This window comes from Tychonema sp. LEGE 07196, assembly GCF_963890365.1.
Lineage (GTDB): Bacteria > Cyanobacteriota > Cyanobacteriia > Cyanobacteriales > Microcoleaceae > Microcoleus.
This window is the reverse complement of the sequence record NZ_CAWPRX010000202.1, coordinates 1-12,596: the sequence shown is the minus strand read 5'-3', so window position 1 is coordinate 12,596 and position 12,596 is coordinate 1. Positions and strand designations below refer to the sequence as shown.

Here is a 12,596-nt window from a genome sequence, read left to right as displayed (position 1 = left end):
AATTAGACCATCTACAATCTCAGAGCTAAAATCATACTATGCTGCCTTTTATCCGCCAAGACTTAGCCGAACTTACCGCCTACACTCCCCATCCGGGTGGCGCATCAACAGAATCAGCGCATTCGGAAATTGTAATCGATCGCCTAGACACCAACGAATGCCCCTACGACTTACCAGAAGAATTAAAACAAAAGCTAGCTTGGAATTACCAGCAGTTAATTGAAACAAATCGCTATCCCGACGGAGGCCACGCAGCACTCAAAGAGGCGATCGCCCAATACGTCAACGAATCCCTAAATGTCCCCCCCCTTAACCAGAATGCTCTCATAAATGTCCCCCCCCTTAACCAGGGGGATCTCATAAATGTCCCCCCCCTTAACCAGGGGGATCTCATAAATGTCCCCCCCCTTAACCAGGGGGATCTCATAAATGTCCCCCCCCTTAACCAGGGGGGGCTAGGGGGGGTTACACCGCCCAAAAATGCCATTACAGCCGACAATATCTCTGTCGGAAACGGTTCCGACGAACTAATTAGATCGCTCTTAATTGCAACCTGTCTGGGTGGCCAAGGCTCAATTTTAGTCGCCAATCCCACCTTTTCGATGTATGGCATTATCGCGCAAACCCTCGGTATTCCCGCTGTCAGTGTTGCGCGAAAAGAGGATAATTTTGAAATAGATATCGAGGCGGCTAAAAGAGCGATCCTCTCCGTTGGCGTAGCCCCCGTAGGGGCGGGCTGCGCTAACGCCCAAAATCAAAATCCCCCCGTGCGCGCCGTCTTTGTCGTCCATCCCAATTCCCCCACAGCCAATGCTTTGACACCAGATGAGGTGGATTGGTTAGAAACATTACCGCCCGATATTTTAGTAGTAATTGACGAAGCTTATTTTGAATTCAGCCAAAATACCTTAGCAGACAGATTGCACCAACACCCGAACTGGGTAATTTTGCGAACATTTTCCAAAGCATTTCGACTAGCATCAATGAGAGTCGGATATGCGATCGCCCATCCCGAATTCACAGCCGCCTTAGAAAAAATCCGCCTACCCTACAACCTCCCCAGTTTATCGCAAACCGCAGCCGAATTCGCCCTAGCCCAGCGACAGCTACTGCTAGCAGTAGTTCCCGAAATTATAGCCGAAAGAGCCAAATTAATTGCAGCGCTAACTCAGCACCCAAAATTGCAAGTTTGGCCCAGTGCGGCAAACTTTGTTTACCTGCGGGTGAAAGCCGGTGAGGGTAAATCGGCAGAACAGGAACAGCAACAAATCATGCAGCAGCTAAAAGCTAGAGGTACTTTGATTCGGCACACCGGCGGAGGTTTGCGAATTACGGTAGGAAGTCCCGAGGAAAATCAGCGCACAGTCGATCGAATTGGTGCGATTTTGACTTGATAAATTAGTTTGCAGCATCGGAATGCCAGTTTTTTATCCTTTCCTGAAAACCAAAATCCGATGCTGCGAAGTTATCGCGGTTATTTTGCCTAATAAAATATATGGCATTTTTAACGATCGATTTGCCTGGCCGCGCGAATAGTTTGGGGAAATACGCCTACTAAAAGTGCCAAAGCTTCATCGGGAATTTGTGCCACTGTTTCCCCATCAAAATATTGTTCAAACTGAGTTACAATCATTTGTGCCCGTTCCAAAGCTACCGGCTTGGCAGTTAACTGTTCCGTTAACCGCACCCAATGTCGCCGAATTTCAAAAGCTTTCTGTTTTTCTTCGGGGGATTGAGGACAAACCAAACAAAAATCCCCCACCGGAATCGCCCGCACAGAGTCAACATCAAAAGCACCGCCAACCGCAGCCCCCGGCCCGGCAAACTCTGCGTGAAAGCGTTTAATCAAAATTAGACCGTTCCGGCGACGGCAATCTACCATCAACAGTTGGCCGTTGTTGATTTCTGCGAGAATTTCAGAGGGGTTGGTGTACTCAGTCAAATCTGTGCCAAGGTTTCGATGTCGCAAGTCCGGGTCTGCACAAAGGCAGATGCGGACAATAGCGTTAGACTTAAAATCAGAGCTGGATGAAATCTCAAATCTGCGATCGTCGAGCGATCGAGATTATTCATTTAAACTTATAAATTAATACTGTCACAAGGTGGTAGCTTGAGCGCGATCGAATATCAAATGCAGGTAAAACAAGTAGTAGATACCCTGAAAGCGGATCTCCCGACGCTGTTTGAGAAAGACATCTCCTACGACATATACACAAAAGCCATCTATTTTCAAGATCCCGTCAACAAATTTAAAGGAAAAATCAACTACCGCATTATCTTTTGGACTTTGCGATTTCACGGGCAGCTATTTTTTAACGAGATTTACTTCGACCTCCACGACGTAAGTCAGACAGCCCCTGATACTATTGTGGCAAATTGGACTGTGCGCGGGACGCTGCGCGTACCCTGGAAAGCTCAAATTTTCTTTAACGGCTACTCTACCTACAAAATGGATGAGGACGGCTTGATTTACCAACATATCGACACTTGGGACAGAAAACCCGGAGAAATTTTAAAGCAGTTTTTGGGCAAGGGAACAGTTTTACTCAAATAGTAGCAGGGGACTGCACGTAAACCGTAGGATTTTCCATCGTAAACACAATACCGTGGACTGCAAGAGATTTAGCAATTTGAACGCTTGCTAACTCTAGTAGGCGTTTACGCACCTCAACCGCATTATCCTGAGAGCCTAAAATTGCCAAACTAACCCTTAATCTTTTTCCCGAACCATCGGCGAGAGCAATATTTGTGCTGTTAGGATCAATTCCTGATAGGAAAACAATTTTTTCCATGATAGCTTGCTGCACTAGAGCATATTCTCGTTCTCCTAAAGCACTTGCAAAATCCATATACAGTAACACCATAATTTTTTTGGCAAGAGTAACGTTTTCAATTTCTACACTGACTAATATAGAATTGGGCATCACAATAATTGTACCCGTACCGAGAGAACGAATTTTTGTCGATCGCAAGCCAATACTTTCTACTTTCCCCAACTCTCCAGCCGGTAGACGGATATAGTCACCAGTGACAAAAGGGCGATCTAAATACAATACTAGAGTAGCAATCAGTTGTTCTAGAATTTTTTGGGCTGCAAAGGCGACGGCTAAACCAACCAATCCCAAACTAGCAACCAAACCAATCAAGTCAAAGTTTACGCTGCGGGCAAATGTCACCAGTGCTACAATAAAGATAAAGACATTCAACACAGTTTCAAATACTAAAATTGCATCATCGCTACTGGGATTAAATTTTCCCCCAAACTTGAATCCATAGGTACGCAGGTAGCGGCTAGTAACTTTTGTAGATAACCAATAGAGACAGCCAACTACAAATAAATTAGCAATCGGTTTTAGCAGCTCATACACAACTGGTGCTAATGTTTCTAGCAAGCTCAGAGACCAACTGATACAAATAGAGAGGACTGAAAATTGTACGAGAATTTCGCTTGGTTGAATAAGTGCCAGGTAAACATTTTCTGTTGAATGCAGATCTAGCTTTTTGATGGCAAATCTCAATAAGGCTGGAGCGTAGTGGCTAAATACAAAAGAGCTTCCTAATGCTCCCAAAAATATCAGCCACTGGGGCTGAGAAAATGGGGAAAAAATCTGATAACGAATACTTCGCAATACCGGGAACCATTCCGCACACACTAGGACAATCGCTAACCAGGCAAAACTAAAAAAAACCTTGGTAAAACCACCAGTTTCCCACTTAGCTATTTTGGCGACAATTACCAATAAAAACCGCAATACTATAATAATTCCTATGCCAATTAAAACCCACAAACTTCTCTCCACAATGTATTGTGAAGTTCGTTCTTTTTTAGCCTTGGCGACTGCCCTTTCTAGAATATCTTCCCATTGTTTAGCTTGTTGAGATAAAGAAAAGTTTGGTAACACATCGTTAGCGGTAACTGTCAACAAGTAATTCTTGTTTAAAGAAATTGAAGTAGCGCTTGTATTAGGATCGTTACGCACATCAAAATTTATGACTTTCTCATTAGAAATCGCATCAGCCAGTAATTTATTGGCAAATTCGGTACGATCTAATGCTGAAGATCGATCTACAGGTTGTAAATAAAACAGCGGAATGCCATCAACTACTACAGGAGAATGAGGACCGTCAACACTTAGAGCAAAACTCATCGGAAAAGTCGCCAAAACCAAAGCCATTACAAATAAGAATATCAGCTTCATTGGTCGTTTAAATAGGAATTGGAGCATCCACATAAATCGTTGGTTGGTTAATGGTGAAAGAAATATTATGTTTTGGGAGTTGTTTGGTAATTTGTTGGGTAGCTAGATCCAGCAATTGCCGCCTCAAGTCCATAGATAATTCATTAGAACCCAAAATGAAAAAAGAAATTTGGGCTTGGTTGTTACTGAAGGAAACCTCCGTGCTGCGCCAGTCTAAACCAAAAATGTCCATCGTGCTTTCCATCACAGTTTGACGGATTAGTGCTTCATCCTGAGCAGATACCTGTTCGGGAAACTCTAGCATCATAATCGACATGACTTTCTTGGCGCTGGTATAGTTCTCTATGGTAACTTCTGTCAGCGAATTATTAGGAATAACTGTGAGGGTACCTTTACCAGAGGTACGAATTTTTGTTGACCTTAAACCAATACTTTCGACTCGTCCGAAAGTGCCTTGTTTTCCCATAGGGCCGTCGGATAAACCAATATAGTCTCCAACTTGAAAAGGACGATCGAGAGTTAATACAATTCCTCCTAAAAATTGTTCTAACGTCTTCTGAGCAGCAAAGGCAATAGCAACACCTCCAATCCCCAAGCTAGCAAGTATGCCTCCAACATTGATATTATGGCTAATGCAAAAGACTAAAATTATTATTACAGCGATCGCAAAGTCTCCCAGATAGCGAATTAAAAAGATAGACTCGCCTCTTACTTTCGGGTTGGAGTCAAAGGTTGCGCCTAAAATTGTGCTATTAAAAACTTCTCGAAATAAACTTGACACTAGCCAACCGGCAGAGCAAGTGATGCCCGCACTCAAACCAAACTCCATCAATTTTAGCCATTTAGTGTGAGGAATTAAAACTAACATGACTTCCATCGCCGACAGAGTTAATAAAATTAAAATTAGATTTTGAGAGGCAAGCAATACACCAATATAATTCTTTTTCAATAAGCTTGGTGCAAATAAAGCTAATATCAATCTCAAGGTTGGGAACACTACCAGTCCAGCTAATCCCCCAATTCCTCCAGCTAGAAAAATTAGGATAACTTGCAAAAAACGATCGGCATAATTTAAAGGCAGTTGTGTGAACATAAATAGCACATTAATGGTTGTTGTCACGATCAAACCAACTGTATTATAATAAATAGTTGACAGTTGACAATGGGTGCATCTCACTTTGGCAAATACATCAAATTGAAAGTTGACCGTTGAGGTAAGCACAGCGAAGAGAAAGGATAGAGGGAACACTCTCAATATTCCATTGCGCTCCTGATATTTTGACCCTGAATCCAATTCGTTTAATAATTGATTCAACTGTTCCAGAACCAATCGAACTTATGGATTCTTCTTTATAGTATTGGTAGTTGACTATTCGACAACGATGGGTTTCTAAATAGTTACAAAATGTTTTAACTGCTTTTTTTTTCATTTCTTTAAATAGATTAATGACTTCATCTATTTTGCCTTGCCACAACATATTTTCTGCTAGCTTTAAACGTTTTAGTGAGCCTCCTATCTTGTAAAGATTTTCTTTTAGATGATACCAATCTAAAATTTCTTGTCTTTGTTCGACATCTCCGATTTCTTGAAATATCTTCCAAATTCCGGCATGACCATCTCCCAAACAATACATAGGATGTAGCAATTTTTGGCTGTTAGTCCAATCAATTAAATCTTGATTATTTTGAAATAATGCTCCCGAATAAACATTATCGAAACAAACGGCTTTATAGTCTTTCCAGTAACACCCTTCGCCTTTAGATTCGTTGCGTAGTCTGACTTTTCCGCCATCTAATGTAATTTCTTGGACTCCTTGTTTAGATATAGGTACTTCAAATTCTTGTCCCTTGACTAATCTATGTAATGTACTGTGAGAGATTTTGATACCAGTGAAAATCTCTAAATCTTTTTCTGCCATTTGATAAGATTCGTTGGCACTGATTAAAAGACAGCATTTTTCCATCAGTGGACTGAATTGACTCTAAGCTTTCAATCCAAAATATTTCGCCTGATTATCTGTAATTTCGAGCGAACCGACTATTGATTTTATTTTTCGGGGTTTTCCTGTTTCAATTCCTGATGCTGCTGAAAAAAAAAGCTACCTAGTTCTGGACCAACTTCTTCTAACATTTTTTGACGAAGAGATTTTTCGATACTGTCAAAACTTTTTAACTCGGTTGGATCTGTATTTTTGTAAAGAATTTCTGCGGCCGCTTTTAAGTAGGCTTTTAGCTGTTCTTGGTCTGAGGGTGTCATTTTCTTTACCTCATCTTTATTTGGCAATTTTACTAGCTTTTTCATTTTAACCCTTTTTGGGCATACTCGCCAAAGTGAGATGCACCCGTTGACAATTGACAGTCGTCATTAGTGCGAGCTTAAAAACTCGCGAACCTAGTCATTAGTCATTAGTCATTAGGAAGAAAAAAGAAGCAAGCAGGAAGAATTTAGTTTAAGTTATTTAGGGGCAACTGAGTTATTTTCCGACTTGAGTAAAGTTTTGCGTAAGGTTGCCTCTAGTTCCGGTGACAAAGCCAAAGGAATGCTCCCAGATCGCACGTGCAAATCTCGTTGAGGAAACGGAATTTCGATTTCGCGCTCTCGAAACAGTTCTTCAATACGGAAAAATAAATCACTCTTGACGCGATACTGTGCGATGGGTTCAACAATCCAAACCCGCAGCTCAAAATTCAAGGAACTCTCACCAAAACCCAAGAAAAAAACAATCGGTTCTGGAGTCTTCAAGACATCAGAATGTCCCCTACCAGCTTTTAGCAATGCCTCCTTAACTTGATTGATATCACAGCCGTAGGCAACACCAACTGGAATTCTGATTCGCGACACAGAATTCTCATAGTTCCAGTTAGTTACATCATCCTCTAAGAAACGGGAATTGGGTAAAATAATCGAAACTTGATCTAGGTTGCGAAGCACTGTACTGCGAGCGCCAATACGGATCACAGTGCCTTCAATTTTACCGACATTCACAAAGTCGCCTACCCGAATCGGACGTTCAAAGAGCAAAATGAGACCGCTACCAAAGTTTTTAGCGATATCCTGAAATCCAAAACCGATACCAACTCCTAATGCACTAAAGATAATTGTTAGAGAACTCAGGTCAATTCCCCATATTTGCATGAGAACGATCGTTCCTACAACAACCAGCAAATATTTGGCGATAACAGCAACGGCTTCTTGACTGCCTCGACTGATGCGGGTGACTTCTAAAATTCGCAGTTTAAATAATTTAGAAATAACGCCGCTAAGGACAACCCATCCCAGGATTAGAGCAGCTAGAATTAGCAGATCGGTGACTGAGTAATTGTTGCGTCCTACAGACAGGGCTTTAGATGTGAAAGTGCTGACTAAACTGCTGGTTAGGGTGTAACTCCAAATCCGAGTTACCGGAAACAGATTGGTAATGTAAAGGGCGGTGACAATCCAAAGCGCAGCCCTTGCGAAAAACAGAGTTAAGTTAAATAATAAGTTCAGAGCTTTGGGCGAATCGTTAACTCCAACTTCTTCGTTTGACGGTTCGACAAATCGCTGGATTGCAGCTTGTCGGGCCAATCGCCACAGCCATCCCAATGCTTTGTTGAGGGCGATCGCCAGCCCGACAGTCGCCGCTGCCAGCACCAGCATATTTTTCATGAATCCGTCGCTTTTTTCATTTTGAGCTTGCTGCAAAGCTTGACGGAGTTGTTGGGCCCAAAAATTAGCTTGTTCGGCGGGCGTGCGATTTTCTTGCACATCGGATTGAGTGACTGTCAGCAAGTATTTGCCATTAACCAGAATGGTGGGGTACCGATCGCGAACTTCTGTTGTGACTCGAACGGTTTCTTGAGATTGCTCAATTTGTTTGAGTCGCAAATTGAGCAAATCGGCTCGTTCGGCGCCCGTCAATGAGTCAGCATCGCTGACGCTAAAAATTGGACGACCATCTACCACAACAGATGTCGCCGTCCTCGCTGCTTGAACGGGTACAGCCTGTAAAACTAAGCTCAGCGCTAAGGCTGTGATGATTCCCAGTATTTGGTAACGAACAAATGAAGATTTCCGGCGATTTAACATATTTTACCAATTTCACAACATGACTGCTAATATCGGGCGATCGCTGTGCTTCTAATAGATTACAAACTGGACATTGGCAGATCGAACCCATTAAATGCAAGCATCTAAGCGAGAAACGGCGCGCTAGTGCTTCCAAAGCATACACTGCAAGGACATCTTGGTTCTTGATATTTACGTTCTTTTTGCATTATAACTGTTTGAACTCTCATCAAACTTAATGCTGACGCTGCTGATTTATTTATGCTGAACATTCCTTAACACTCTTAAACAAAGCTTCAGATGCTAGAGGCGATCGCCCCTCAATCGAGAATTGTCTTTGTGCTAGATTCGAGCGAGGGCGATTGAATGTTTAGGTTAGAGTGAAATGTTAAAGAAAACGTTTGATGTTAATCAGTTAGGCGATCGCCTGTTGGAACTATTAACCGATATTCAGAACCACATCGAAGTGACATTAACCCGATATGGTGTTGCGCTGCTCATATTTTTAACCTCAGTATTTTACCAAATCAGCATCAAGACCCTTTTGACAAAATGTTAAATTTTCAGGCTTTCTGTGAAGGGTTAACAGTGATTTCCAAGGATGGCAAATTCCCACTCTATGATGTGCCTTTACTTTGGGGTTGATTTCAATAAAAAACCACCGTTGCCAGTGGTTCAAAAACTTATTTTATTTGGACACAATCACAGAATTTTTTTTCTCTAATCATCATGTTTCTGACTCACAATGCCTATATTTTTTAGAGCCGCCTTTAGGAGTCTGTAGCAGCTCAGTAATTATCTGATTGTTAGACAACCCCGACCGGATGCCCTGAACCAGCCCAGCGGTCAGAGCGGGAAAGATATCGCCTGTACCGTCCCAATCTTCGGTTACTGGTTCAATCGGTTCAGAATGGCTAAAACCTAGGTTGAATAGGCGGTTCAGTGAGATTTGCTTTGGCGATCGTATTTCGATTCAACAGCCCTCTGGCCCACAGAACTTGTGCGCGCTCAGTACCTCCGCGTTACAGATATAGGCGAGGCCCGAATAATCGGCGAAAAACTTCGCTGCGACCTCATCCGCAATCTTCACGGCCATATCCCGACTGTCGGTGAGCACCTCGAACTTTATATTCGAGTAGGTATCGGAAACGGTGGGATGTCCCGACGAGCGCACGTTGCGACTGCCTTTACCTCCAGCGTCCACCACCGTATAACCGGTCGCCCCGGCATCGTCGATGATCTTACCGATCTTTTTGAGCAACAACTTTTCCGTGACGATGACAAGCTTGCTTGCTGGCTTAGCCATGTGGGTTACCTCTTGATGTGTGTATTGATTGAACTATATAGAAACTCAGGAAAACGGCAGCACCGCGTGCTATCGCCCTGATATTATAGCTGCCGCGTGGGTCGCCGACAGACCGCGACCCGTCTGAGATCAGTTGCCCATCAGCGCCTGGGCAAGCCCGATGTAGATCGGTATTCCCAAGGCAATGGCAACCGGCGTGCCGACGGCTGTGGACGCGCCGATGTAGGCGGAGGGATTGGCCGACGGGATACCGGCTCGCAAAGTGGGCGGCCCTGAGATGTCTGAACTAGAGGCGGCGATGACGGCCAGAATCACAACGCCGCCAGGGCTGAATCCCGTGGTGACGTGGGCAATCCAGCCGAGACCGAAGGCGATGAACCCATGCAGCAGCGGTGCCACAAAGGCATATACGGCGAACCACTGGGCCACCTTGCGGAGCTCGGCAAGCCTTGCGGCGGCCTCCATACCCATGATCAGCATCAGTACCGAAAGCAGGCCGCGGAAGAGGGGATCGTAGAAGGTTTTATAGACACTTGCCGGCTGGGTTAGCAGGCCTAGAGCCAGGCCGAGCAGCAGTGCCGTTAGGGCAGAACCCTGGAGACTTTCCTTCACGATGGGCCAGATCTTGACCCGATGGTCTGCGGTATCGAGCTGCTCGCTGGGGGCATAGCCTGCGATCGTGCGTTCCCTGTTGATGAGAGACTCCTGCTTTCTGGTATAAACGCTGGCCAAGACGATCGCAGTCACGAGGGCTGGGATGTCCATGAATGGATAGAGTGCGGCGGCCCAGGGCTCGTATGGGATGCTTTGCTCTTCCAGTAGCGTCAGGGCGGCGGCGAGGGTAGAGCCACTCACGGCACCGAACAACCCTGCGGTCGCAATGGCATCCACGACTTTGACGTTCGGCAGCTTTGCCAACGTGTAGCGCCCGATGAACACGATAAGGATCCCTATTGCCACGGCGAACAACGCGGGCAACAGTATCTCCGCTGGATTGGAGTTGCGGATCGCCTGGCCACCGGTCAGGCCGACTTTCATCAGCAGCATGAAGACGATGAACTGATAGACCGGATCTGGAATTGCTAGTTGGCTACCGAGGGAGGCAACTATCATGCCACCAATTAGAAAACCGAGTGTCGGGGACTGTAATTGCGCTATGAAGCGCGTCAAGAATTCGGACAAAAAATCCACGTTGTAATTTCTCCTCGATCGGAACTTAGGGGTCAGGACGGCAGGCAAGCAAAACCTCGAATTCTGGGTAGCTGGCTTCCACAGAATCCACGAGGCAACAATTGCCTTTTATGGGGTTAGGAGATTACTGCCTTGTCATGGTCGGATAGGAACTTTGTGGGCAATAGAGTTAAAAGTTCCATTGACTTTAACAAATGAGATCGCTTCCTTCCAGATGATAATACTATGATTAGAGCCACATTCCGCGCTTCTTAACAGGTCAAAAGTATTTTTAGGAGAAAACGTCATCCTAGGAATTTAACCTCAAAATATTATCGATAATTAACAGCTATTATTGATAACGCATAAACACTTGTTAACAAATGTTCATATTTATATATATTGTCAAAATGCTTGCCTAGAAAGGATTACAGCTATTCTTTGTATAAAAATTTCCAACTATTAATGTTAAGACCTGCGCAATGTGGGTTAGAGGTTTAGGAAGGTAACACCTTCACCACGCAAGTTATATTTGAATTTCCTATACGAAATATAAATTAGAGTTGTGTTTAAAGTGCGATCGTATATATATTGACAATACATTCTCTCAGACAACTACCAACTCGCTTAGGGAAGGAAACAGAAACCTAAGTTGTGAGTCTTAGGAATCCCTCGTTTTAGCGATGGGTGGATGTGATTCGATTTTAGATTTGAGATTTTGAGATTTTGGAGGCGACCCCACGGATAAATTCGGGGGCTTGAGGATTCCAGATGCTCCCGATTGATTCGGTGGATCGATCGCGTGGCGGGTACCACCTTTGAAATTCGCACCTCATATCGTTTCCGGTTGCATCGGAATAATAAAATCGAGTCGTACCGCCAACAGTCAACAGTCAACAGTCAACATCATAAGGAGTGTAACCGGAAATGATATGATTTAGGATTGCTATATAGCGATCCTTGCACCAGTAGTAAAGTTTTTTACCCCACTCCAACCATCCCCTTATTGAGGGGAGGGAGTAAGAAACTCACAAATGGTGCGAGAAAGGCTATAGTTACTCCCCTATATTCTCAACTCCCAAAAAGAGAGACAGTTCTTGATTTAAGCGACCCGATCGCACAAACTCAGCATAGGTGTCAGCCTCGATCGCCAGCAACTCACCTCGAATTTGCTCAGCAATAAACGTGCTGAGATCGGGATATTCATCTTGAAGCCGATCGACCTCCGCCTCAATCCTCATTAACTCCCCCTTAACCAGGGATTCTTGATACTCATAAAACTCCCGATCGACCCCCGGCCGATCCTCCATCTCAGCCAACCGTTGCAACACCCTACCCAAAGCGGCCCGACGGGCGATCGCCTCCAAATACTCCCCGCGCATCGGCCCATCCCCCAGCAGATCCAGTTTTTGCAGAACAGGCTGAATAGTCAGTCCCTGCACCAATAAAGTAAACAACACCGTCCCAAAAACCGTCGCAATCACCACCTCCCGGCCCGGTAAACCTTCAGGTACGCTCAAAGCCAAAGCCACCGACACCGCACCCCGCAGCCCTCCCCACCACAGCACCGTTTGCTCCTGCAGCGGAATGGCGGATGCGGCAAAACGGTTGCTGAGACTTCCCAGTCCGTAAATGGCGATCGCCCGCGTTACAATCACCGCCACAATCGTCACCGCGATCGCATCCAAATTTTCGCCCAAACTCCCAAACCGAATCTGATCGCCAATCAGCAAAAACACAATCGAATTTACAAAAAAAGCTAAAAATTCCCAAAACTCACTCACAATAATCCGAGTGCGAGGATTCATCCCGATGCGAGAACCAAAATTGCCCAAAATTAGCCCCGTCGTGACCACCCCAATCACCCCCGAAC

9 protein-coding genes and 1 pseudogene are annotated in these 12,596 nt (G+C 44.6%); 2 read left to right on the top strand and 8 right to left on the bottom strand.

The genetic code is table 11. The features are described 5' to 3' along the window. Positions 1–38 precede the first annotated feature (38 nt). Positions 39–1,394: a histidinol-phosphate transaminase gene (locus tag AACV78_RS24335; protein WP_228041995.1), complete on the top strand. Its 1,356-nt coding sequence runs from the start codon at positions 39–41 to the stop codon at positions 1,392–1,394. Between the two features lie 110 nt (positions 1,395–1,504). Here the strand turns inward: AACV78_RS24335 and AACV78_RS24330 are convergent, their stop codons facing one another. Further along, positions 1,505–1,942: a hypothetical protein gene (locus AACV78_RS24330; RefSeq protein WP_228041994.1), complete on the bottom strand. Its 438-nt coding sequence runs from the start codon at positions 1,940–1,942 to the stop codon at positions 1,505–1,507. Positions 1,943–2,131: 189 nt separating this feature from the next. Between AACV78_RS24330 and AACV78_RS24325 the strand changes: the two genes are divergently transcribed. Next, the gene (locus tag AACV78_RS24325) at positions 2,132–2,554 is read left to right on the top strand and encodes a C6orf136 family protein (RefSeq protein ID WP_194011001.1); all 423 of its coding nucleotides are present in this window, start codon (positions 2,132–2,134) and stop codon (positions 2,552–2,554) included. Here the strand turns inward: AACV78_RS24325 and AACV78_RS24320 are convergent. The 7 genes and pseudogenes from AACV78_RS24320 to AACV78_RS24290 all read right to left on the bottom strand — a co-directional run. Beyond that, positions 2,547–4,199 carry a mechanosensitive ion channel family protein gene (locus AACV78_RS24320; protein ID WP_228041993.1) on the bottom strand — a complete coding sequence of 551 codons (1,653 nt, stop codon included), beginning with the start codon at positions 4,197–4,199 and terminating at the stop codon, positions 2,547–2,549. The genes AACV78_RS24325 and AACV78_RS24320 overlap by 8 nt on opposite strands. Before the next feature lie 7 nt (positions 4,200–4,206). Beyond that, positions 4,207–5,292: a mechanosensitive ion channel family protein gene (locus AACV78_RS24315; protein ID WP_194010998.1), complete on the bottom strand. Its 1,086-nt coding sequence runs from the start codon at positions 5,290–5,292 to the stop codon at positions 4,207–4,209. Positions 5,293–5,389: 97 nt separating this feature from the next. Then, positions 5,390–6,456: pseudogene (locus AACV78_RS24310) on the bottom strand (ISKra4 family transposase). Positions 6,457–6,654: 198 nt separating this feature from the next. Next, positions 6,655–8,268, bottom strand: a complete 1,614-nt coding sequence (locus AACV78_RS24305; RefSeq protein WP_194012966.1) for a mechanosensitive ion channel family protein — start codon at positions 8,266–8,268, stop codon at positions 6,655–6,657. A 952-nt stretch (positions 8,269–9,220) separates the two neighbouring features. Next, positions 9,221–9,553 carry a P-II family nitrogen regulator gene (locus tag AACV78_RS24300; RefSeq protein ID WP_194012965.1) on the bottom strand — a complete coding sequence of 111 codons (333 nt, stop codon included), beginning with the start codon at positions 9,551–9,553 and terminating at the stop codon, positions 9,221–9,223. Positions 9,554–9,682: 129 nt separating this feature from the next. Beyond that, entirely contained in the window at positions 9,683–10,744 is a 1,062-nt protein-coding gene (locus tag AACV78_RS24295; RefSeq protein WP_194012964.1) for a sodium-dependent bicarbonate transport family permease, read from the bottom strand. Positions 10,745–11,778: 1,034 nt separating this feature from the next. Further along, positions 11,779–12,596 (bottom strand): cation:proton antiporter (locus AACV78_RS24290; RefSeq protein WP_194074266.1); only part of this gene is annotated, 818 nt, incomplete at its 5' end.

Coding starts and splice junctions, on each gene's coding strand:
- AACV78_RS24305 (WP_194012966.1), bottom strand. CDS start 8,268: ATGTTAAATCGCCGGAAATCTTCATTTGTTCGTTACCAAATACTGGGA.
- AACV78_RS24325 (WP_194011001.1), top strand. CDS start 2,132: ATGCAGGTAAAACAAGTAGTAGATACCCTGAAAGCGGATCTCCCGACG.
- AACV78_RS24320 (WP_228041993.1), bottom strand. CDS start 4,199: ATGAAGCTGATATTCTTATTTGTAATGGCTTTGGTTTTGGCGACTTTT.
- AACV78_RS24335 (WP_228041995.1), top strand. CDS start 39: ATGCTGCCTTTTATCCGCCAAGACTTAGCCGAACTTACCGCCTACACT.
- AACV78_RS24315 (WP_194010998.1), bottom strand. CDS start 5,292: ATGTTCACACAACTGCCTTTAAATTATGCCGATCGTTTTTTGCAAGTT.
- AACV78_RS24300 (WP_194012965.1), bottom strand. CDS start 9,553: ATGGCTAAGCCAGCAAGCAAGCTTGTCATCGTCACGGAAAAGTTGTTG.